The organism is Salinisphaera hydrothermalis C41B8 (genome assembly GCF_000732535.1).
In the GTDB taxonomy this organism is placed as follows: domain Bacteria; phylum Pseudomonadota; class Gammaproteobacteria; order Nevskiales; family Salinisphaeraceae; genus Salinisphaera; species Salinisphaera hydrothermalis.
This window is the reverse complement of the sequence record NZ_APNK01000011.1, coordinates 34,223-56,407: the sequence shown is the minus strand read 5'-3', so window position 1 is coordinate 56,407 and position 22,185 is coordinate 34,223. Positions and strand designations below refer to the sequence as shown.

The window sequence follows — 22,185 nt, the reverse complement described above, 5'->3', positions numbered from 1 at the left end:
GCGAAGTTTAGCAGCACCCAGGGCGGGAATGGCGATCAAATCGATGACGATTTATTGAATGCGCCGGCACACGGCGGCCCCGCGGCCCGCACGACCTCGGAGCGATCAACGCGTCAGCGCGAAGCACAGCGCATCGCGCGGCGTGGGGTCGTGCGCGAGATTCGGGCTCGGCGACCAGCGTGCCAACCGCCCTTCGCATTGCATACCGAGTTTTTCCAGCACGCGCGCCGAAGCGGCATTGTCGATATCACAGGTCGCCCATACCCGGTAGAGATCGTCGTTGGCCCAGGCGGCTTCGACCACGACGGCTGCCGCCTCGGTGGCCAGACCACGCCCCCAGACCTCGGGCGCCAGGATGTATCCGATCTCCGCGCCGTGCTGATTGAACTGACAGGACACGGCACCGCACAGATCGCCGTTGCTGCGTTCGACGATCGCATAGCAGAAATCGTCACCATCAGCCCAGCCCGCGGCGACGTCATCGAGAAAATCGTGCGTATCGTCGATATCCTGGGCGGTCGGCCAGATCATGTAGCGCGTGGCCACCGGATCGCTGGCATAGGCAAAGATAGCGGCTGCATCCGTCGCCTCAGGCCGACGCAGATGCAGCCGCTCCGTATCGAGCGTGTCGGGCATAACGGTCATCATGGCAACGAGCTCAAGTCATGCGCCGTACCGTCGCTCCTCAGCCCAGCTCGCGGCCGAATTCCTTGGCAAAACGCGTCTTGAATTCGTCCATCGTGAACCGATGATTTTGCGTACCCGGCCGCTCGATCTTGATCGTGCCCATCAGCGAGGCGATGCGACCGGTGATTTCCCAGTCGTAACCCTGCTGCAGACCGTAGATCAGGCCAGCGCGGAAGGCATCGCCGCAACCGGTGGGATCGGACAGCGCCGACGGATTGCCGGTCGGAATCTCGTAGGTCTTGCCATCGGCATAGATCACCGACCCCTTGGCGCCCTTGGTCACCACCAAGGCATCGAGCTTGGCGGCGATGTCAGCCTCGCTTAAACCGGTCCGATCACATACCAGCTTGGCTTCGTAATCGTTGACCGTCAAATAAGTGGCCTGATCGATAATCGTCTTCAACTCGGCGCCGTTGAACATCGGCAGCCCCTGCCCCGGATCGAAAATGAAATCGATGCCGGCGTCCGCGAACTGCTGGGCATGCGACACCATGCCGTCCTTGCCGTCTGGCGAGACGATGCCGAGCGTGATCCCGGCGTCGGTCGGCACGGCCTGCTCGTGCGCATGATTCATGGCACCCGGGTGGAACGCCGTGATCTGGTTATCGTCCATGTCGGTGGTGATATACGCCTGCGCGGTGTAGGCGTCATCAATGCGCTTGATGTAGTCGCGGCTGATGCCGTGCTGGTCCATCCAGTCAGCGTAGTCGTCGAAATCCTTGCCGACAGTGCCCATGGCCTGACCGTCACCGCCCAACAGCGCCAGCGAGTAGGCAATGTTGCCGGCACAGCCACCGAATTCACGGCGCATGTCGGGCACGAGGAACGACACGTTCAGCATATGAACCTGATCGGGCAGGATCTCGTTCTTGAACTGCCCCGAGTAGACCATGATGGTATCGAAGGCAAAGGAACCGCAGATCAGCGCAGACATAGATCGTCCTTTCATCAAATGATCGGAAGCAGGCGCCACGGCCCGCCGAAGCACCGCGGGCCTCGGGCTCGCGGCGCATCTTATCGGATTTAATCAGGCCGCCGAGCGCGCGTCGTCGGCCGGTTCGTATTTCAGATCGAGCGACTTAGCCGCCGCGACTTCGTCCAGGCGACGCACCGGCAGACTGACCGGGGCATTCTTGAGCGTCGCCGCATCGGCCTTGGCCTCGTTCCAGATCGCGACCATCGCGTCGACGAAGCCGTCGAGCGTTTCGCGCGATTCGGTTTCGGTCGGCTCGATCAGGAAGCATTCCGGCACCAGCAGCGGGAAGTAGATGGTCGGCGCGTGGTAGCCGTAGTCCAGTAGCCGCTTGGCGAAATCGGTCGCCGTGACGTCGAGCTGCTGTTTCTGTTTCTTGAGCGTGACGATGAACTCGTGGCTGGCGCGTCGGTCCGGGAAGGCGACCTCGAAGCCGGCCTGCTTGAGTCGGGCCATCAAGTAGTTGGAGTTCAGCGTGGCGAACTCGGAGACCCGCGTCATGCCCTCGCGGCCCAGCAGGCGCGCGTAGACGTACGCCCGCAGCAACACGCCGGCATTGCCCATGAAGGTCGACACGCGACCGATGGTATTCGGCACGTCCTTCTCGGTCAGCCACCGGTAACGGGCGCTCTTGCCCTCTCCTTCACGACCCACCACCGGGATCGGCATGAAATCGCGCAGGCGCTTGGACACGCCGACCGCACCGGAACCCGGCCCGCCGCCGCCGTGCGGCGTCGAGAAGGTCTTGTGCAGGTTCATGTGGATGACGTCGAAGCCCATGTCGCCCGGGCGCACCTTGCCCAGAATGGCATTAAGGTTGGCGCCGTCGTAATACAACAGGCCGCCGGCCTCGTGGATCATCTTCGAGATCTCGAGGATGTCCTGCTCGAACACGCCCAGAGTGGACGGGTTGGTCAGCATGATGCCAGCCGTCTTCGGGCCGACCTTGGCGCGCAGGGCCTCGATATCGACGTCGCCGTCCGCGTCGGTCGGGATCTCGACCACCTTGCAACCGCACATCACGGCCGTGGCCGGATTGGTGCCGTGGGCGGCATCCGGCACCAGAATCTCGTTGCGCTCGGTGTCGCCGCGGGCTTCGTGGTAGGCCTTGATCATGGCCACGCCGGTGAACTCACCCTGCGCGCCGGCCATCGGCGTAAGCGACACGGCAGACATGCCGGTCACGGTCTTGAGTATTTCCTGCAGATCGTGGAAGCAGGCCAGCATGCCCTGGCTGTGCGAGGCCGGCGCCAGCGGATGCCGATTCAGAAACCCGGGCAACGAGGCCAGCGTGTTACAGGCCCGCGGGTTGTACTTCATCGTGCACGAACCTAGCGGGTAGAAGTGCGTATCGATGGAGAAGTTGAGCTGCGACAGACGCGTGTAATGCCGCACCACGTCCAGCTCGGAAACTTCCGGCAGGCCGAGGGCGCTCTCGCGTTTGAGATTCGCCGGCAGATCGTCCACCGCCGGCGCGGAGGCCGGCGCCTGGGCGAAGGCCCGACGGCCGGGACGGCTGTGTTCGAAGATCAGTCGTTCAGTCATGGCAATCAGCGGTTTTCGAGCGCGGCGATGGCGGCGTCGTAATCGGGCTCTTCGGCAATCTCGGAGACGAGCTGGCTATAGACGACCGTGTCGTCGGCGTCGGCCACGATCACGGCGCGGGCGCACAGCCCCGCCATGCCGCCGTCCTCGATCAGCACGCCGTAGTCGGCAGCGAAGGTCTTGTCGCGCATCATCGACAGGGTCACGCCGTTCTCCAACCCCTCGGCGGCACAGAACCGCTTGTGGGCGAACGGCAGATCGGCCGAGACCTGCAACAACACGACGTCGTTCATAGTCTCGACACGGGCGTTGAATTGCTTTACCGACAGCGCACAGGTCGGCGTATCCAGGCTCGGAAAGATATTGAAGATCTTGGCTTTGCCCACGAATGCGTCGAGCCCGACATCTGCCAGATCACTGCCGGTCAACCGCATCGGCGGTAGCTTGTCGCCCGGCTGCGGCAGCTTGCCGGCCACGTTCATGGGTGCGCCGCGGCGCGTGATGGTTTGACTCATCTCAAGCAACCTCCACCATTTCAGCCAGTACGTCCGAGAGCGCGTCGACGTAAACCGCCAGATCGTCCTCGGTCTTGGTTTCGGTGGCACAGACGAGAATGACGTCGTCCATGCCGTCGAAGAATTCGCCCAGCGCGACACCGCCGAGCACGCCGCGCTCGGCCAGCGCGTCGAGCACCGGCTGGGCGAGTATCGGCAGCCGCAGCGCGGCTTCGTGGAAGAACGGCGCCGAGAACACGCGCTCGATGCCGTCCAGTGCGGCGAGGCGCGACACGAGACGACGCGTGGTCGCGGCACAGGTCGCGGCCACGTTGGTCAGCCCTTCCGGGCCAAGCAGGCTCATGTGAATCGTTGCCGCGGTGACCAGCAAACCCTGATTGGTACAGATATTCGAGGTCGCCTTGGACCGACGGATGTGTTGCTCGCGCGGCTGCAGCGTCAACACATACCCCGGGCGGCCGTCCATGTCGTGCGTACGTCCGACTACGCGCCCGGGCATCTGCCGAACGTGGGTCTTGCGGCAACACAGAATGCCGAAGTACGGCCCGCCGCCGGCCAGCGGCGCCCCCAACGGCTGACCTTCGCCGACCACGATGTCGGCACCGGCGCCATCGCCCCACTCGCCCGGCGGCGTGAGCAGCGCCAGCGACACGGGGTTGACCACGCCGATCGCCAACGCGCCGTTGTTTCGCGCCCAATCGGTCAGCGCATCGACATCCTCGAGCACGCCGAAGAAATTCGGCTGCGGGATAACGAGCGCGGTGATGTCCTCGCCGGCCCAGGCCTCGAGAGCGGCCATGTCGATCTTGCCGGTCACGTGGTCGAAGCCGATGGTTTCGAACACGATGTCCTGGTTCGTGCAGATGTTGTGCGCGACCTCGCGATAGTACGGGTGTACGCTCGCCGGCATCAGTACCCGCTTCGACTTGGACTTGCGATTCGCCCGTACGGCCATGAGCACCGCTTCGGCCAGCGCGGAGGCGCCGTCGTAAAGCGAAGCGTTGGCCACATCCATGCCGGTCAGCCCGCACATCATCGTCTGGTATTCGTAGACGACCTGAAGCGTGCCCTGGCTGGCCTCCGGCTGGTAGGGCGTGTACGCGCTGTAAAACTCGCCGCGCGTGGTGAGTTCCCATACCGCTGCCGGCACGTGGTGCTCGTAGGCACCGGCGCCGATGAAGCACAGCCCGCCCGCATCGCGAGCGGCGCGTTCTTGCATCAGGCGCGTGATCGCCTGTTCGCTGGCGCGCTCCGGAATCGCCGAGATATCGACGTCGCGCAGCTTCGGATCGATTTCGGAAAACAGGGCATCGACGCTGTCCGCGCCGATGGCGCCCAGCATGTCCGTGATGTCCTTGTCGGTATGGGGAATGAAAGGCATAGCGTTTACGGGTTGAAACCGAATCTGGAACCGGGATGGCGTCGACGCCCAGCGCCGACGCCGCAATGGATCGATCAGTCCTCTTCGGCCTCGACGATGTCGCCGTAGGCCTCGGCGTCGAGCAGATCGGACAGTTGCTCGGTGTTGTCGACCGTCATCTTGAACAGCCAGCCTTCACCGAACGGATCTTCGTTCACGCGCTCGGGCGAATCGGCGAGTTCTTCGTTGACTTCGACGATTTCACCGTCGACCGGCGCATAGATATCCGAGGCCGCCTTGACCGACTCGACCACAGCCACCGGATCGCCCACGGCGAACTTGGTGCCGGTCTCCGGCAGCTCGACGAACACCAGATCGCCCAGCGAGCCCTGGGCATATTCGGTGATGCCGACGGTCACGGTGCCGTCGCCGTCGTTGGCCACCCACTCGTGGCTCTTGGTATAGGAGAGTTCGTTCGGAATGTCGCTCATGTTCTTATCCTGGATTGACCCCTTGACGAGTCGAAATGATAAGCGATGCGGCCCCGCCAACGGGCCGCCCGCCAATAACGGATAGCTCGACGAACCGCTAGATGTCGACGCGGATCTTGCCGTTACGCACGAAGGGATACTTCACGATGCGCGCGCTGACCCATTTGCCACGTAGCAACACTTCGACGGTGTCCGACCAGTCCGCCGGTACGCGCGCCAGGGCGATCGAGCGCCCCAGAGTCGGGGCGAAGCTGCCGCTGGTGACTTCACCGGCCGCATCCTCGGCCTCGGTGGCCTCGTCGCCGGCCGCGCGTACGGCCGCACCGTGGCGCATCACACCCCGGCCTTCCAGCAGCAGGCCGACCATCTTCTTCGCCTCGCCGTGCTCGCGGATGTGCTCCAGCGAGTTACGGCCGATGAATTCGCGATCGGCGGGTTCAAACGCCACCGTCCAGCCGAGCCCCGACTCGAGCGGCGACGTGTCTTCGTCCATATCCTGGCCGTAAAGATTCAACCCGGCTTCCAGGCGCAGCGTATCGCGCGCGCCGAGCCCGATCGGGGCGACGCCGACGTCCTGTAACGCGCGCCAGATCTCGACCGCCGAGTCATCCGGCAACACGATCTCGAAGCCGTCCTCGCCGGTGTAACCCGTCCGGCCGACCGACCATTTGCCGGCCGCGGCCGCGCGGAACGGCTTGAGCTCCATGGCCTCGGCGGCGAGGTCGTCGTCGAGTATGTCCTTGGTGAGCTCGCGTGCCTTGGGCCCCTGGACCGCGATGATCGCCAGATCGTCGCGCGAGGTCACGCTCGCGTCGAATTCCTCGGCCTGGCTGGTAATCCAGGCCATGTCCTTGGTCGCTGTGGCCGCATTGACCACGATGCGATACCAGTTCTCGCCGAGGTGATAAACGATCAGGTCGTCGATCACGCCGCCCCGGGTATTAAGCATGCAGGTATAGAACGCCCGGCCGACTTCGTCGATCTTGGCGACATCGTTGGCCAGCACATGGCGCAGCAGATCGCGCGCCTCGGCGCCTTCGATATCCACCGGGCGCATATGCGAGACATCGAACATCCCGGCCGATTCACGCACCGTGTTGTGCTCGGCGATCTGCGAGCCGTAGTTGATCGGCATGTCCCAGCCGGCAAAATCCACCAGCTTGGCGCCGGCGGCGACGTGCTCGTCGTAGAGCGGGGTCTGATTAGCCATGCGATCGACTCTTGTTGACGAAATGCAGCAGTTGAAAGACCGTAAGTCTCGTTCCGCCGCCCCTCTGTCCTGGCACCTGAGAGATTCGCCCCGTCGGTGAACCGCGCTCGCGGTTGCTCTCCAGAGTCGATCGTGGCCGGCGAGCGGCCCGTGCGTGGTCCTGTGGCCTGAGCGTTTCCGGGCGGAATTGCGCCTTCGGCGGCGGGGGTTCCCCGCTCTCTCCCACGCGTTTTGCGATCGTGTATCGGACTATACCGGGCCGGCCCCGCCAAGCCAAATGACCGATCGCGGAATCGCTAACGCAACAGCCGCGGCCCGTCGTTCGATAGCCCCACCGCCTGGCTGATCATGATCTGGCGAATCGGCGCCAGGCGCGACGCGCCACTGATGGCCAAGCCGCGCAGCGAGCGCAGCAACGGGTTGTGGCTGCCGTAGAGACGTTTCAGCCCGTCGGTCGCCGCCAGCATCATCATGTTATCGGCCATGCGCGCACGCTGATAACGCTTGAGGTAGGTGATCTCGCCGGCGTCCGCGCCGGCCGCGCGACCGGCTTCGAGCGCGGCCACGAGTTCCGCCACGTCGAGCAGCCCGAGATTGACGCCCTGCCCGGCCATCGGATGCACCACATGAGCCGCATCACCAGCGATCGCCACGCGCGGCTGCACGTACTCGCGCGCATGCATCAGCTTGAGCGGAAACGCCGCCCGCGTACCCATGTGTTGAATACGGCCGAGCACACCGCCACTGGCTTCGGTCAGGCGGCGACAGAATTCATCATCGTCGAGTTCGGCCAGTTCGTCGGCCAGCGCATCGTCAGCATGCCAGGCCAGCGAGCACCGCCCGTCGGCCAAGGGCAGGAATGCCACCGGCCCAGTTTCGGTGAACCGCTGCCAGGCGATATGACGATGATGCCGCTCGGGCGTCACCGTGCCGACGGTACAACGCTGGCCGTACCCCCAACCCGTGGTCGTAATACCGGCCGCCTCGCGCACCGGCGAATTGGCGCCTTCGGCCCCGACGACCAGCGCCGCGGTAATCTCCTGCTCGTCATCGAGCGTGAGCCGCGCGGCTTGCGCTTCGACGTTGAGCGCCGCCATTTTGGCAGGGCAATAGACGTCTACCCGCTCGAACGCCTGCCAGGCCGCATCCACGACCAGCGCATTCTCGACGATATGGCCGAGTTCGGGCAGGCCGACCGCCGTATGTTCCAGAAACAGTTCGTCGTCCTGATCCGCCTGCCATACCTTCATCCCGGTGAACGGACAGATCCGGTTGTCCGGCAACCGATCCCAAAGACCGAGGTTCTCCAGCAGGCGGCGCGGGCCCGGCGCGATCGCGGACTGGCGAAGATCGTATCCGGCTTCCGGATCGAGCGATTTCGGCTGTTTAGCCTCGACCAGCGCGACGTGAAAATCCGCCTCCGACAAGGCCACGGCCAGTACCGCCCCGACCATCCCGCCGCCCACGATGGCGACGTCGTAACGCGGACGTGTAGTCATGAATTCGACACTCTTTCGGGGGCACGCAGGGCGACATCGTCGAGCAGCGCCAGGCCCATGCTTCGGCGCGCCATGCCACCGCGTACGCCGGGGGCGAGCGACAGACCGAACAGGCCCGCGCCGCGGGCATGGCCGAGTCCCGGCACGCGATTGGAGAACAACCGCACGATACGGTCGGTGAAATTGGCAACCCGGTGCTGGTCCGGACGCCGGCTCTCGGCCCAGGCGGCCAGGCGGTCGGCATCGCCCGGATCGAAGGCATCGCCGGCCAGCCGCTGGTGCTCGCGCAGATTGTCGGCCAGCCCCAGCGCATCGCGAATCGCCAGGTTGAACCCTTGAGCGGCGGCTGGATGCAGCGCATGGCCGGCGTTGCCGATCAGCGCGGCCCGGTGCGACCAGGCCCGGTCGCACAGAACCCGCGCCAACGGATAAGCGCCGCGCGGGCCGGCGAGTTCCAGCTGCCCCAGGCGATCGCCGAAGCGCGCCTGCAATTCGGCCGTGAACGCGTCGTCGTCCAATTCGAGCAGGCGACGGGCTTCGTCGGTCGGCACGGTCCATACCACGGCTGCGGTATCGTGCAGGAATGGCAAGATGGCGACCGGACCGTCCGGCGTGAATCGTTCGTAGGCACAGCCGGCCAGCGGCCGCTCGCTGCGTGCCTTGGTGATAATCGCCGACTGGCCGTAGTCGTCGACCGTGGCACCGATGCCCAGCGCCGAGCGCACGCGCGAGTGGGTGCCGTCGGCGCCGATCACCAGCCGGGTCGTCAGGGTTCGCTTCCCCTCGCCCTCGGCCAGGGTGAGTTCGACCGCGTCCTCGCCGTGATAGGCCAGCGATTCGAAGGTCGCCGGAGCAATCGTATCGACGCCGTCGATGGTCGCCACGCGATCACGCAGCGCCGCGATCATGGTGAGGTTGGGCACGACATAGCCGAGCGCCGGCAGACCGTACTCGGCGGCCGCTACCGTCACCCGGCCGAAGTGCCCGGCCTGGGATACGTGCAGGCGCTCGATGGCGGCCGCATCCTCTGCCATCGCCGACCACAGGCCGAGTTCGTCGAACATCGCGCGCGTGCCCCAGGCCAGAGCGGTCGTCCGCGCCTTCATGTTCTCGTCGGCCGGCGCATCGAAGGCCACGGTTTCGATCAGCGCGATGCGCAGTCCGCTATCCGATAGCGCACAGGCCAGGCTGGCGCCGGCCAGCCCGCCGCCAACGACGGCGATATCGTAATCGGTACTCACGCGCGTTCGTCCATCAAGGTTTCGATATCGACCGGCGCCTTGGGGACGCCGGCGGTCAGCACCTCGGGTTCGCCGTCGGTGATCACCACATCGTCCTCCACGCGAATGCCGATGCCCCAGTAGCGACTATCCACGCCCTCGGTGCCCGGCGGGATATACAGCCCGGGTTCGATGGTCAGCACCATGCCGGGCTCGAGATCACGCCATTCGCCGTGCTTCTTGTAGAGACCGACGTCGTGTACATCCATGCCGAGCCAATGGCTGGTCCCGTGCATGAAAAACGTCTTGTAGCTTTCGTCTTCGATCACCGAGTCGCGATCACCGGAGACGAAGCCCAGCTCGAGCAAGCCGTCGACCAGCGTATTCAGCGCGGTCTGGTGCGGTGCGTTGGCTTTTTCGCCCGCGCGGCAAACCGCGATGGCGGCCTCGTTGGCCGCCAATACGATGTCGTAGATTTCACGCTGGGTGTCGGTAAAACGGCCGTTGGCCGGGAAGGTGCGCGTGATGTCACCGGCATAGCCGCGGTATTCGGCGCCGGAATCGATCAACACCAGATCGCCATCGGCCAGCGGCGCGGCGTTCTCGACGTAGTGCAGCACGCAGGCATTGGCGCCCGCGCCCACAATGGTCGGATACGCCCACGACATGCCGTCGAGGCCGTACACATAGTGCAGCGTCGCTTCCAGCTGATATTCGTAAACGCCGGGCGCTGCCGCTTTCATCGCGGCGCGGTGACCGGCCGCCGACGTCGCCGCCGCCTGGCGCATCAGCGCCAGTTCGTTGTTCGATTTACGCAGCCGCATTTCGTGTACGACGCTGTTGATCGAGATGATCTGCTCCGGCGGGGCTGCATGTCGCCCGCGCGACCGCAGATCGTTCAGACACGTCAACAGTCGCTGCTCGAATTCCGGATGAATACCCTGCGTCATGTACAGGCATTCGCGGTTCGAAAGCATGTCGCCGATGCGGGCGTCGAACTCTTCGATCGGAAACGCCTGATCGGCACCGAACCGTGCCATGGCGCCCTCGGTGCCCGCCCGATGACCGATCCAGGTTTCGGCCGCCGGATCGCGCTCGCGACAAAACAGGACGTACTCGCCCTCTTCGCGCCCCGGGGCCAGCACCGCGATCGACAGCGGCTCGCCGAAGCCCGTCAAATAGCGGAAATCGCTGTTCGGGCGATACGGATAGTCGACGTCGTTATTGCGATTGCGCTCGGGCGTGGCCGCGATAACAGCGATGCCGGTCGGGCCGATCGTGCGCGACAGTGCATCACGGCGCTCGGCATGATCGGACGGCTTGTCGGCATGATCCAGATGGGACTGATCGGGAATCAATGCAGCGTCTCCCTCGTCTGCGGGCCTTCGCGCTTGGGCTGAAGTTCGAGAAAGATCATCTGCACGCCGACGCGGACGTATTCCACCAACTCCGCATAATCGGCTTCGGCGCTATCCGCGTCGGCTTCGTCGGCGGTGAGTTCGGCCTTCGACAGCTCAGTGAGATCGGCCACGATCTCCCGTACTTCATCGGACAACTGGTCCGGCTCGAAGTTGCCACGATAACTCAAACCAAACAGAAAACCGGCACACCAGCGCGCGAGCGCGTTCACCCGACGGTCCAGCGAGCTTTCGTCGTCGGGCAGTAGCGGCGTGAAACTCAGATCGGGGTCGAACAAGCCTTCCAGCGTGATCTCGCGCAGCGCATCCAGCGCGGTGGTGAGATTCTCGGCTTCGACATCATCGACGGCCGCCGCCGGCGGCTGCTCATGATCGATGCAAAGCATGCCGGTGAGCGTGCCGTGGGTCTCGCCCGGCGTCTGCACCGAACCGGCCTGTTTGAGCCCTTGTTCCAGGGCGCTGAAAATATCGGACTGACTCATGTCGGACCTTTGCGGTAAAGCGGCCTCATGGTAGCAAAGCCGGCCCGCCGATGGCGCCGAGCAGCGCAAGGTACGCCGCGTTGTATACGGCATGAAGCACGATCGGGCCGCCCAATCGACGCCCCCGTTCATAGAACAGCCCGAACAGCAATGACGGCAGCACCATGGCGGCCGCCCAGGCCGGCGGATGGCCGATCAGATGACAGGCGGCAAACACGACGCTCGCGAGCCCATTGGCGCGGCTGATCGGGCCGATGCGGGCCGCGTCGCGGCGCAGCAGCCACTCCTGAAGACCGCCGCGGAACACGATTTCCTCGACTGTGGGGGCGACCAACACAAACCAGAACAGCGCGCCGATCGGGGGCCAGTGCGGGCGCCACACGAGCGGTGTAACCCAGGCCAGAACCCCCACGGCCGGCACCGCGGCGGCAACTGCGGCGACCCATAACAGCCCGTCGGCCAGCATCGGGCGCATGGCGAAAGGCATTCGCGCCCTTTGCGCTTACACCGTGTCGCGTTGCCGACGCCGCCAGCCCAGCACGCCGAGCGCCATGGCGATCATCGCCGCCCAGAGCGGATCGAAGGCCGCGTTCCGGTCGATGGTGCAGCCACCGCCCCCGCCGCTGTGGCTACTGCCACCACTTGTGCTACCGCCCGTAGTGCCCGTCGGCTGCGTTCCGCTACCGTCCGTATTGCTACTGCTCTGGCCGGCAATGGTTGCGCTGCCGACGTCCGGGCAGCGGGTGTCGTTGGCCAACTGCCACCCCATGTTCTCCAACGCACAGGCCGACATGCCGATACCGCTCAATACGCCTACGTCCGGATTTTCGCGCGGCTCCATGATCTGGCTTGGCGACAAGGCGATCGCCCAGTGCGAAATCGAGCTGCCAGGTTCGATCGTCGCGGGCGCGTAGAGCTCCACTCGGCCCTGATTGATGCCGGCCGTCAAATAACCGGCCGCGGCATTGTCGGTGTTGGCATCGTCCCAGACCAGATCGGGGCCATCAGTGATCGACGCCGCGCGCTCGGCTGCGGTCATATCCGGCCACAGGGGCTGGCCCGCCATCGACAGGTCTTGGATGAAACTGCTGTAGATATCCGGGTAGCGCGAATCGGCCGCGGTCGAATATTGCGGAAACTGGCCAACCGACGCGCTGCTACTGTCCTGGAGCGCGACCAGCGACTGAAAGCCCAGCCCGTGAATCAGTTCGTGCACCGCCGTGGCGATGAAATCCAATTCATGGTTGCCCGGCTTGCCGTCGAGCCCGTAGTACCAGTGATAACCCTGCAGACAGCCCGCGCTGCCGGTATCGAGCGTGCCGTTGAACGTCAACGCGATATCGGCCGTATCGGCGAGCCGTTTGCCCGCCAGGGCATTGGCCAGCGCCAACGGATAGCCGGTATCGGCGCGCGGGGCGCCCGGGAAATTGATGGTGTACTGAGTCGCCCCACCCTGGCCGAGTGTCGCCGAATTGGTGCTGCAGGCCAGCGCGGAGCCGCCGTTGTTGGCATCGAAGCTCACCGCGATGCGAATCGGCACGCTGCTGGCTACGCGGCTGGTGACGATCGCTGCGGCATAACGCATGGCCAGCAACCGCTGCGCGCCAAGCGTGGTGGCATCGTTGCCCGGCACCGGGGCCACGACGGTGGGATCGTCGAATCCGCTACCGGTGCCGGCATCCTGGTTGTAAATCGTGAACGGCGCCGCATGCGCCGCCAGACTGAGCAGCGCTCCGATGAGCGCACTCCATGCTCGTTTCATCCCCCAAAACCCCTGCGCCCTGCGGCGCCATCATGCCGGATGCGGCGTCACTGGGCCGATTGACCGCAGAGCGCCTCCGGATTCTCGTTATCCTGTGGTGTATCGCCGTGGCCCACCGTGCCCATATGCAGACTGCCGTCCGGGCAGCGCACCACGCGCTCCTTGGGCGCATGGCTGGGATCGACCGACAGCATCTGCGTCCCGTCCGGGGTCTTCCAGCGTTTGTAACCGCCGCCCTTGCCCGCGCCGCTTTCGGACGCCTGGCTCCCCTCGCCCGTCGCCGCGTTTTGGCTCGACTGCGCACTCGGCGGCTTGGGTGCCGGATGCTGGATCACCTCGCCGGTCTGCGGATCGAGATAGATGGTCTGACCGGAATCGGCGGCCGTTGCGCAGCCGCTGGCTATGGACAAGGCCACAGCGATCGCGCCGAGGCTGCACAAATGCTTGATCGACATGACAGGCTCGTATTTCGGGTGGGACAACCGGCATCCCGCCGGCTGGGCGCCTTTATAACACGCGACTGGCGCATACGGGCACGATTTGTACACGGTATGATCGCACTCTCATTTAGTTGCGTCCGGCGCCCTGCCCATGCCTGCATTGAACTGGCGCGACGTGCTCGCCGAGCTCGTCGCCGAACCGACCATCAGCAGCGACGACCCGACCCTCGATCGCGGCAATCGCCGTGCCGCGGAGCTGCTCGCCGCTCGGCTCGAGGACTTCGGCTTCGACTGCGATATCCGCCCGATCGGGGAGCGCGAGGACAAGGTCAACCTGATCGCGCGTCTCGGGCCCGCAGAGCGACGCTCGGAATCGGGCCTGGTGTTTGCCGGACATCTGGATACCGTGCCCTATGACGATACCGGCTGGAATTCGGATCCGTTCGCGCTCACCGAACGGGACAACCGCCTCTACGGCCTCGGCACGACGGACATGAAAGGCTTCGTGGCGCTCGCGGCCGGTGTGGCCGCCGAATACGCCGATCAGCAGCTTGAGGCGCCGCTGTCGCTGGTCCTCACCGCCGACGAGGAATGCGGCATGGACGGCGCTCGCGCGCTGGCCGATAACGGTATCGCCGCCGGGCGTTACTGCGTGATTGGCGAGCCGACCTCGCTGGTGCCGATCCGTCAGCACAAGGGCATTTTCATGGAGACGATCGAGACCATCGGCGCCTCCGGTCATTCCAGCAATCCGGCGCACGGCGCCAACGCGATCGAGGCCATGCATCTGGCGATCGGCGCCATCCGTGCGCTGCGCGACGAACTCGCCGGGCGCGACGCGGCCGACGGTTTTCCCGTGCCACACGCCACGCTTAATCTCGGCACGGTCCGCGGTGGCGATGCCGCCAATCGGATTCCCGCGCGCTGCCGCCTCGACATCGACCTGCGTTTCCTCCCGGGCGATTCGATCGACGACCTGCGCGAGTCGCTGCGCAATCGGGTCCGCGCTGCGCTCGCCCAAAGCGACTGCGACGTCCGTTTCTCGGCCTTGTTCGCGGGCACGCCGGCCTTGGAAACACCGCCCGACTCGCCGATCGTGACCGCCTGCGAGGAATTGACCGGGCACGAGGCCGCCGCTGTGGATTTCGGCACCGAAGGCGCGTTCTACAACGCCATCGGCATGGAAACCGTGATTCTAGGACCCGGCGACATCGCGCTGGCCCATCAGCCGAACGAATATCTGGCTCTGTCGCGCGTAGCACCGATGCAATCGATTCTGCGATCGCTGGTGGAGCGCTTCTGCCGGCCGGGTTGATGCCAAGCGTATAGGCGCCTCTAACCCGCCCAGTCGCCGAAAACCCGTTTTTTTTGGTCTAATGCCGCGATGCACGCCAGCCGCGATCACAATCCGTTAGCCGTCGACCAGAACGCCATGGTCGCCGCGTTGCGCGCGTCCGCGCCCTATGTGCACGCGCATCGCGGCCGTACGTTCGTCCTGCATCTGCCGGGCGAGGCGGCGGCCTCGCCGCGCTTTGTCGACCTGATCTACGACATCGCGCTGCTGGCCAGCCTAGGTGTCCGGCTGGTGATCGTGTTCGGCGCCCGCCCACAAATCGACGGCGCTCTGTCGGCTGCCGGCCTCATGCCCCGTTTCGCGAACGGCGTCCGCATTACGGATGCTGCGGCGCTCGCCTGTGTGCGTCAGGCCGTGGGCAGCCTGCAGATGGCCTACGAGGCGCACCTGTCGACCAGCCTGGCGAGCACACCGATGGGCGGCGCGCGCATCTCGACCGCCAGCGGCAACCTGGTCACGGCCCGGCCCATGGGTGTCGTCAACGGCGTTGATCATGGCCATACCGGCGAAGTCCGGCGTATCGACGCGGCCAGCATCAATGCGCATCTGGCACGCGGGCATATCGTGCTGCTGTCGTGCATCGGCTACTCGCCCTCGGGCGAGATATTCAACCTGGTCACCGAAGACGTCGCCGGCGCCACCGCGGCCGCGCTGGCGGCCGATAAGTTCGTACTCATGCATCCGGGCGACGCCATGCATGCACGCTTCGCGGAATCCTCACCCGGCCTCACGGTGGACGCCGCGCAGGCCATGCTGGACACCGAGAACGGCGATCTCGCCGCCGCGGACCGAGCGCGATTGGAGGCGGCGATCCGTGCCTGCAAGTCCGGCGTCGAACGCAGTCATCTGGTGAGTTTCGAAACCGACGGTGCCCTGTTGCGGGAGCTCTATTCGCGCGATGGTCTCGGCACCATGGTCGCTGCCGACACCTACGACGCCGTGCGCACCGCCACACCGGAAGATCTGGGCGGCGTACTCGCGCTGATCGAGCCCCTGGCCGAGGCTGGTCTGCTGGTGCCGCGCTCGCGCGAAGCCATCGAGCTCGATATCGAGCGCTATATCGTGATGGCCCGCGACGGCCTGATTACCGCCTGCTGCGCGCTCATGCCCTACAGCGAGGAAGCGGTGGGCGAACTGGCCTGCGTGGCGGTGCACCCCGCGTATCGGGGCGGCAACCGGGCTGCCATCCTGCTGGCCGAGGTGGAAAAACGCGCCCGCGCGGCCGGGCTCACCCAGCTGTTCGTGCTGACCACGCGCGCGCCGCACTGGTTCGTCGAACACGGCTTCGCCCCGTCGAGCATCGATGCCCTGCCGCTGGCCAAGCGGGCGATGTATAACTATCAGCGTAATTCGGCGGTATTGATCAAGCCGTTGATCGCCGCCTGAGCACGCCGCCATGGCACGCGCGAAGCATATCCCGCGGGTTTTCGTGACTCAGGCGCTCGCCGAAGGCGCCACGATCGAGCTGCCGGACGACAAACGCCATCATCTGGCGACCGTGCTGCGGCTGTCGGCCGGCGATGCGCTGGTGCTGTTCAACGGCGACGGCGCCGAGTATGCCGCCACCTTGACCACGGCCGATCGCAAGCGCGCCGAAGCCCGCATCGACCAGCGCACCACACCCGCGCGCGAATCCCCGCTCGAGATCACCTTGCTGCAAGCCGTGGCCCGCGGCGACCGTATGGATTTCGCGCTGTCCAAGGCCGTGGAGCTGGGCGTGAGCGCCATCCAGCCCGTGTTCACCGCACGCGGCCAGGTCAAGCTCGACGGCGCGCGTCTGACCAAGAAACAAGGCCACTGGCAGCGCATCGTCGAATCGGCGGCCGAACAGAGCGGCCGTCTGATATGTCCGCCACTATTGGACGCCGTCGATCTATCGGATTGCTTGCAGGCCCCGGCTGACGCCGAGCGCCGGCTGATGCTGGCCCCGGAAGCGGCCACCGGTCTCCGAGCTCAAACGCCCGCGACCCGCATCGCCCTGCTCATCGGCCCCGAATCCGGCTTGTCGAACGACGAAATCGATCGTGCGACCGCCGCCGGCTGGCAGACACTGGCTCTCGGACCGCGCATACTACGCACCGAAACCGCCGGCATGGCGGCCCTGGCGGCACTCCAAACGGCCTGGGGCGACCTCGCCGGGTGACGGCATCGTTCGTTAAGACAAGCTGTCCATAGATCGACACCGATTCACGCAGATAGACTGCGCTCGCTTCGCCTCACCTCGCCGAAATCGAAAAGTCCGCAACAACCTCGGCCGAACTCGACGCTCCAATTCGCCTCATTCCCAATCTGCGTACATGGGCGTGCATCTGCGGACAAACAACAGAGCGGCAAAGCGAACCGAGCCGAATCGTCACTCATGTTCCTGCACACGGCCTACAAACGAATAGGGACGGCGACTCAGCCATCCAGCTTGAGCGCTACTTCGACTCAAGAGCTTCGTTCCTGAATTCATCCGCAGATCGACGCCGATTTACGCAGATGAACTCGGCTCTTGTTCGCTTTGCCGGAATGGCGGACCGTCAAATAACGCGAGCCGCCCTGCTCCGAGCAGTCGTTTTTTCGATCTGTGCCGCTCAGCGTTGATCTACGGATAAAACTGATCTTTCGAGTCCCAAATCGATGCACATCTACGGGTCGAGAAGCTCGAGCCAGATCGCCGCCGCACAAGCGGCCTGCCGATGAGCCCGGCGTTAGTAGTGATATCGCAATTGCGCGATTAGAAGCGCGTCCTCGGTCACTTTATAAACGATCCGATGTTCGTCGTTGATCCGCCGGGACCAATACCCGGAAAGCCCGTGCTTGAGCGGTTCCGGCTTGCCGATACCCTCGAACGGCGTTTGCTGGATCTCTTTAACGAGCTGGTTGATACGGCGCAGGATCTTTTTTTCCGTCTTCTGCCAGTAGAGGTAATCCTCCCAGGCGTGCTCGGAAAAGATGATCTTCATTCAACGAGTTCCCTCTCCTGCCCCCCGTCTTGCTCCAGCTCGGCAACCGATTCGAGCAGGCGGCGCGCGTTCTTTGGCGCACGCAACAGGTAGGCCGTTTCCTGGAGCGCCTCATAGTCTTCCAAAGAAATCATGACCACCGAAGCTGCCTTGCTTCTGGTTATGATGACGGGCGCGTGGTCGTCACAGACCTGTTCCATTGTTTTTGCCAGGTGGCTTCTCGCGGCCGTGTAGCTGATGGCATCCATGGCAATAACCTGTACATAATTTTGAACATGATCAAAATAACGTACAGGACCTGAATTCAGCAAGCGACAGCTAACGACCGGTTTTCGGGGCTTCGTTGCTTGAAGCAATCTGTCCGCAAATCGACGCCGATTCACGCAGATAGACTCGGCTCGCTTCGCTTTACCGAAATTGAGCAGTCCTTCATGTCCGCACCGAGCTCGGCGTTTCAATTCGACTCATTCCTAATCTGCGTGAATCGGCGTACATCTGCGGATAAACACAGATCGGCAAAGCGAAGCGAGCCGAGCGCGGTCTCGCGAATCTGCAGGTAAAAAAGGCTCGGGCTGCGCTACCATGCGCCGCATAGCACACTGTCCGGCGGCCCGATCCGCCCAAGGAACCTGCAATGGCGTATTCGCTCGGCGTGGTGATGGACCCGATCGAGGACATCACACCGTATAAGGACACGACGTTGGCCCTGTTGCTGGAGGCGCAGCGTCGCGGCTACACGATCCACTACTTCACCATGAGCGATCTGTTCGTGGCCGACGGCGTGGGTTATGGCACCGGCCGTACCATCCGAGTGGCGGATGACAATCACGACTGGTTCGCCTTCACCGGGGACTCGGAAACGATCGCCCTGGCGGATCTCGACGTGATCCTGATGCGCAAGGACCCGCCCTTCGACACCGAGTACATCTACGCGACCTATATTCTCGAGCTGGCCGAGAACGAAGGCACACTCGTGGTCAATCGCTGCGACGCGCTGCGCGACGTGAACGAGAAAATGGCGATCAATCGCTTCGCGCATCTCTGCGGTCCGACGCTGGTCGCCCGGCGTGCCGATGCTTTCCGCCGCTTCATCAGAGAGCATCGCGATGTCGTGCTCAAACCGCTCGACGGCATGGGCGGCTCCCGCATCTTTCGCGTCACCGAAGGCAACGACAACACCAGCGTGATTCTCGAAGTGCTGACCGAGCACGGCACGCGCTATGCCATGGCGCAGGCGTATCTGCCCGCCATCACCGACGGGGATAAACGCGTGCTGCTGGTCGACGGCGAGCCGGTCGGGTATGCCCTGGCGCGTGTGCCGGCCAAGGGCGAGCTGCGCGGTAACCTGGCCGCGGGCGGGCGCGGCGTCGGGCGCGAACTCACCGAGGCCGATCTGAAGATCGCCCGCGAGGTCGGCCCCTATGTTCGCGACAAGGGCCTGTTGTTCGTTGGCCTTGATGTGATCGGCGACAAGCTCACCGAAATCAACGTGACCAGCCCGACCTGTGTGCGCGAGCTCGAGGCCCAGTTCGGCATCAACATCTGCGCCAAGCTGTTCGACGCCATCGAAAAACGGCTGGACGCCTGACGATTCAAGGGTTGGCAACCCGTTCACTGGGTAGAACTGCGTAGTGTGAACGCGTCCATCCCGTGCTTAAGTAGATGCACATTGCATAAACTTCGGCACGGGGGATGCCTTCATGCAACGTACTCATCGTCTGGCCGTAACGGCCGGCGTGGTCACGGCCGTGTTCGGCCTGCTGCTGGCACTCGAAGGCGGTTGGCTGACCTGGGTGGGCGGCACCCCGGCCTATCTCATCGGCGGGATCGGCTATCTCGCGGTCGGGATGCTCTTGGTCGCGCGCCGGCCGGCCGGCTTCTGGCTAAACCTCGTCGTCTTTGCCGCGGCGGTCATTTGGGCGTTCTGGGAAACCGGCTTCTCCCAGCTGACCACGCTCACCGCTCTGCCCCGGCTCGACGTGCCGATGCTTATTGCGATCATCCTCATGATCCCTTGGGTCTGGCGCGGTCTGGGCTCGGCGGCCGCGCCCGCTTTGATCTCCGGCACCGCCGCGATCGCGCTGATCGTAATCGCCGGCGGCGTCATGTTTTCGATGCCATGGGTCCAGCATCCCAACGGCAAGGTCGCCGACAACGGACCGCACGTCACGCTGCCGCCGACGAACCAGCCGGCCGGCGACTGGCAGTTCTATGGCCGTACGCCGGGTGGCAGCCGCTATTCGCCGCTGGATCAGATCACGCCCGATAACGTCGGCCGATTGCAGAAAGCTTGGTCCTATCAAAGCGGCGACATGAAATATGCGTATGGCGGCGCCGGCGACAAAAATAAAGACGCCGAGCTACACGGCTCCGACGCGCCGCATTTCGGGGCCGAATCCACCCCACTCAAGATCGGCGACACCGTCTATACCTGCACGCCGAACGCCTGGGTCGTGGCGCTTGACGCCGATACCGGCAAGCGGAAGTGGAAGTTCAAGCCGGACGTCGACGATTCGGACAACAACTTCGTCAACTGCCGCGGCGTGTCGTACTACAAGGCCGGCCCGAACTACACGGCCCCCGATGGCAGCCAAGCCTGCAAGACACGCATCATCGCGCCCACCATGGGCCCGTACGTGGTCGCCCTCGATGCGCGTACCGGCAAGACATGCCCCGGCTTCGGCCAGAAGAACGGCATGATCGATCTCACTCAGGGCATGGGCGGCGTCGCACCCGGCACGCTGGTGCAGTCGTCCGCGCCGCTGGTCATGCACGGCGTGATCATCACCGGCGGCAACGTCATGGACAACTGGTATCTCGGCGAGCCCTCGGGCGTCGTGCGCGGCTGGGACGCCGTGACCGGCAAGCTCGACTGGTCGTGGGATCTCGGGCGTGCCAATCCGAACGCCAAGCTGGGGCCGGGCCAGCACTACACGCGCTATACGCCGAACGTCTGGGGCACGGTCACGGGTGATCCGAAAAACGGCATCATCTACCTGCCGCTCGGCAACGCCACGCCCGATTATTACGGCAAGAACCGGCGCCCGTTCGATATGAAGTATTCGGGCTCGATCGTCGCGCTGAACGTGGATAACGGCCACGAGCTCTGGCATTTCCAGGAAGCCCATACCGACGTCTGGGACTACGACATGCCGATCGGCCCATCGCTGGTCCAGTGGCCGAACGGGCACGGCGGCCATACACCGGCGCTGGTGTCTACCAACAAGCGCGGCCAGCTGTTCGTGCTTAACCGGATCACCGGCAAGCCCATCGTGCCGGTCAAGGAGCAACCCGTGCCCACGGGGCCGAAGAATGGCGTACTCACGGACTGGATGTCCGCGACCCAGCCGTTTTCGCCCGGCATGCCGCAGTTCACACCGGCCAAGCTCAAGGCCACGGACATGTGGGGTGTCTCGCCCTTCGACCAGATGTGGTGCCGGGCGAAATATCAGGAGGCCTATTATCCGGGCAACAGCGCTCCGCCGACCCGTCAGGGCACGCTCATGTACCCGACCTTCGACGGCGTGACGGACTGGTACGGCGCCTCGTTTTCGCCGAACGGCCAGCTCAACATCGTCGCTAACTACCTGCCGTTCATCGGCAAGCTCGTGCCGCGCAAGGAATCGATCGGCAAGGGCCTGATCAAGGAATGGAACGGCCAGGGTATACCGCCGCTATTCAAGGGCACCGGTTCGTGGAAACCGCAGTACGGCCTGCCCTATGCGATCGATCTGCATCCGTTCATGAGTCCGATCAGCGTGCCGTGTAACGCGCCGCCCTGGGCGACGCTGAATCAGGTCAATCTGGCGCAGCACAAGATCGAGTGGTCGACGTTACTGGGCGACGCGCGCCACACCGCGCCGTTCGGCTTCAAACACAATCTGCCGCTGCCCTCCAGCGCGCCGTCGCTCGGCTCGGGCGTCCAGACGGCCGGCGGCCTTACTTTCATCGCCGGTACCGCGGACGACATGCTGCGCGCCTACAACACCCAAACCGGCCAAGTGGTCTGGTCGACGGAGCTGCCGGCCGGCGGCCAGGCGACGCCGGCGGTATACCGCGGCAAGGACGGGCGCGAGTACATCGTACTGACGGTTGGCGGACATTCGCCGCTCGGCACCAAGCGCGGCGACTACACCATCGCCTGGGCGCTGCCGAAATCGGCACCCGCCCATGGCGGCTGAGATCGCAGCTCGAATCGAAGCCAAACAGTGCCGGCGGCAGCCACCGGCTCGCCCGGGGCCGCCGCTCGCTCGATCGGCGTCATTCATTTGCCGCGGGCCC

At 64.6% G+C, this 22,185-nt stretch carries 21 protein-coding genes and 2 riboswitches; of the genes, 5 read left to right on the top strand and 16 right to left on the bottom strand.

Going from position 1 to position 22,185, the window contains the following annotated elements:
- Positions 1 to 105: 105 nt before the first annotated feature.
- From C41B8_RS09350 to C41B8_RS09285, 14 genes are all read right to left on the bottom strand, one after another.
- The gene (locus C41B8_RS09350; protein WP_051883330.1) at positions 106 to 648 is read right to left on the bottom strand and encodes a GNAT family N-acetyltransferase; all 543 of its coding nucleotides are present in this window, start codon (positions 646 to 648) and stop codon (positions 106 to 108) included.
- A gap of 37 nt (positions 649 to 685) precedes the next feature.
- Positions 686 to 1,621, bottom strand: coding sequence for a carbohydrate kinase family protein (locus tag C41B8_RS09345; protein WP_037336972.1), 936 nt, complete (start codon positions 1,619 to 1,621; stop codon positions 686 to 688).
- 93 nt (positions 1,622 to 1,714) lie between these two features.
- Positions 1,715 to 3,205 carry an aminomethyl-transferring glycine dehydrogenase subunit GcvPB gene (gene gcvPB, locus C41B8_RS09340; protein WP_037336969.1) on the bottom strand — a complete coding sequence of 497 codons (1,491 nt, stop codon included), beginning with the start codon at positions 3,203 to 3,205 and terminating at the stop codon, positions 1,715 to 1,717.
- 5 nt (positions 3,206 to 3,210) lie between these two features.
- Positions 3,211 to 3,720 (bottom strand): thiol peroxidase, encoded by a 510-nt coding sequence (gene tpx / locus C41B8_RS09335; protein WP_037336967.1) that lies wholly within the window; start codon positions 3,718 to 3,720, stop codon positions 3,211 to 3,213.
- 1 nt (position 3,721) lies between these two features.
- Positions 3,722 to 5,101, bottom strand: coding sequence for an aminomethyl-transferring glycine dehydrogenase subunit GcvPA (gene gcvPA, locus C41B8_RS09330; RefSeq protein ID WP_037336965.1), 1,380 nt, complete (start codon positions 5,099 to 5,101; stop codon positions 3,722 to 3,724).
- Positions 5,102 to 5,175: 74 nt separating this feature from the next.
- The gene (gcvH, locus tag C41B8_RS09325; RefSeq protein ID WP_037336961.1) at positions 5,176 to 5,571 is read right to left on the bottom strand and encodes a glycine cleavage system protein GcvH; all 396 of its coding nucleotides are present in this window, start codon (positions 5,569 to 5,571) and stop codon (positions 5,176 to 5,178) included.
- A gap of 97 nt (positions 5,572 to 5,668) precedes the next feature.
- The gene (gene gcvT / locus C41B8_RS09320) at positions 5,669 to 6,781 is read right to left on the bottom strand and encodes a glycine cleavage system aminomethyltransferase GcvT (RefSeq protein WP_037336959.1); all 1,113 of its coding nucleotides are present in this window, start codon (positions 6,779 to 6,781) and stop codon (positions 5,669 to 5,671) included.
- A gap of 54 nt (positions 6,782 to 6,835) precedes the next feature.
- A riboswitch (glycine riboswitch) is annotated at positions 6,836 to 6,915 on the bottom strand.
- Between the two features lie 11 nt (positions 6,916 to 6,926).
- A riboswitch (glycine riboswitch) is annotated at positions 6,927 to 7,016 on the bottom strand.
- A 61-nt stretch (positions 7,017 to 7,077) separates the two neighbouring features.
- Positions 7,078 to 8,280, bottom strand: coding sequence for a UbiH/UbiF/VisC/COQ6 family ubiquinone biosynthesis hydroxylase (locus C41B8_RS09315; protein ID WP_037336956.1), 1,203 nt, complete (start codon positions 8,278 to 8,280; stop codon positions 7,078 to 7,080).
- Positions 8,277 to 9,521: a 2-octaprenyl-6-methoxyphenyl hydroxylase gene (ubiH, locus tag C41B8_RS09310; RefSeq protein ID WP_051883329.1), complete on the bottom strand. Its 1,245-nt coding sequence runs from the start codon at positions 9,519 to 9,521 to the stop codon at positions 8,277 to 8,279. Before ubiH ends, C41B8_RS09315 begins: the two co-directional genes overlap by 4 nt.
- On the bottom strand, positions 9,518 to 10,858 hold the full coding sequence (locus tag C41B8_RS09305; protein WP_232226031.1) for an aminopeptidase P N-terminal domain-containing protein: 1,341 nt from the start codon (positions 10,856 to 10,858) through the stop codon (positions 9,518 to 9,520). The genes ubiH and C41B8_RS09305 overlap by 4 nt, the downstream gene beginning before the upstream one ends.
- A complete protein-coding gene (locus tag C41B8_RS19600; protein ID WP_051883328.1) occupies positions 10,855 to 11,400 on the bottom strand; it encodes a UPF0149 family protein in 546 nt (181 codons plus the stop codon). Before C41B8_RS19600 ends, C41B8_RS09305 begins: the two co-directional genes overlap by 4 nt.
- 25 nt (positions 11,401 to 11,425) lie before the next feature.
- Complete coding sequence (gene mrtJ / locus C41B8_RS19595; protein WP_084188759.1) at positions 11,426 to 11,887, bottom strand: JDVT-CTERM system glutamic-type intramembrane protease MrtJ; 462 nt, start codon at positions 11,885 to 11,887, stop codon at positions 11,426 to 11,428.
- Positions 11,888 to 11,902: 15 nt separating this feature from the next.
- Positions 11,903 to 13,162 (bottom strand): JDVT-CTERM domain-containing protein, encoded by a 1,260-nt coding sequence (locus C41B8_RS19590; protein ID WP_051883326.1) that lies wholly within the window; start codon positions 13,160 to 13,162, stop codon positions 11,903 to 11,905.
- A 47-nt stretch (positions 13,163 to 13,209) separates the two neighbouring features.
- On the bottom strand, positions 13,210 to 13,617 hold the full coding sequence (locus tag C41B8_RS09285; protein WP_037336954.1) for a hypothetical protein: 408 nt from the start codon (positions 13,615 to 13,617) through the stop codon (positions 13,210 to 13,212).
- 136 nt (positions 13,618 to 13,753) lie between these two features.
- On the opposite strand from C41B8_RS09285, the gene argE reads away from it, so the two are divergent.
- The 3 genes from argE (at position 13,754) to C41B8_RS09270 (ending at position 17,099) form a co-directional block, all read left to right on the top strand.
- Positions 13,754 to 14,917: an acetylornithine deacetylase gene (gene argE / locus C41B8_RS09280; protein WP_037336951.1), complete on the top strand. Its 1,164-nt coding sequence runs from the start codon at positions 13,754 to 13,756 to the stop codon at positions 14,915 to 14,917.
- A gap of 69 nt (positions 14,918 to 14,986) precedes the next feature.
- The gene (gene argA / locus C41B8_RS09275; protein WP_051883325.1) at positions 14,987 to 16,342 is read left to right on the top strand and encodes an amino-acid N-acetyltransferase; all 1,356 of its coding nucleotides are present in this window, start codon (positions 14,987 to 14,989) and stop codon (positions 16,340 to 16,342) included.
- Positions 16,343 to 16,352: 10 nt separating this feature from the next.
- Positions 16,353 to 17,099, top strand: a complete 747-nt coding sequence (locus C41B8_RS09270; protein ID WP_037336948.1) for a 16S rRNA (uracil(1498)-N(3))-methyltransferase — start codon at positions 16,353 to 16,355, stop codon at positions 17,097 to 17,099.
- A 550-nt stretch (positions 17,100 to 17,649) separates the two neighbouring features.
- Here the strand turns inward: C41B8_RS09270 and C41B8_RS09265 are convergent.
- Both C41B8_RS09265 and C41B8_RS09260 read right to left on the bottom strand, forming a co-directional pair.
- A complete protein-coding gene (locus C41B8_RS09265; protein ID WP_037336945.1) occupies positions 17,650 to 17,904 on the bottom strand; it encodes a Txe/YoeB family addiction module toxin in 255 nt (84 codons plus the stop codon).
- Positions 17,901 to 18,152 (bottom strand): type II toxin-antitoxin system Phd/YefM family antitoxin, encoded by a 252-nt coding sequence (locus C41B8_RS09260; RefSeq protein ID WP_037336942.1) that lies wholly within the window; start codon positions 18,150 to 18,152, stop codon positions 17,901 to 17,903. Before C41B8_RS09260 ends, C41B8_RS09265 begins: the two co-directional genes overlap by 4 nt.
- A gap of 386 nt (positions 18,153 to 18,538) precedes the next feature.
- Here C41B8_RS09260 and gshB point away from each other — a divergent pair, with 386 nt between their 5' ends.
- Both gshB and C41B8_RS09250 read left to right on the top strand, forming a co-directional pair.
- The gene (gshB, locus tag C41B8_RS09255; protein WP_037336939.1) at positions 18,539 to 19,492 is read left to right on the top strand and encodes a glutathione synthase; all 954 of its coding nucleotides are present in this window, start codon (positions 18,539 to 18,541) and stop codon (positions 19,490 to 19,492) included.
- A 112-nt stretch (positions 19,493 to 19,604) separates the two neighbouring features.
- The gene (locus C41B8_RS09250; RefSeq protein ID WP_051883324.1) at positions 19,605 to 22,085 is read left to right on the top strand and encodes a membrane-bound PQQ-dependent dehydrogenase, glucose/quinate/shikimate family; all 2,481 of its coding nucleotides are present in this window, start codon (positions 19,605 to 19,607) and stop codon (positions 22,083 to 22,085) included.
- Positions 22,086 to 22,185 lie beyond the last annotated feature (100 nt).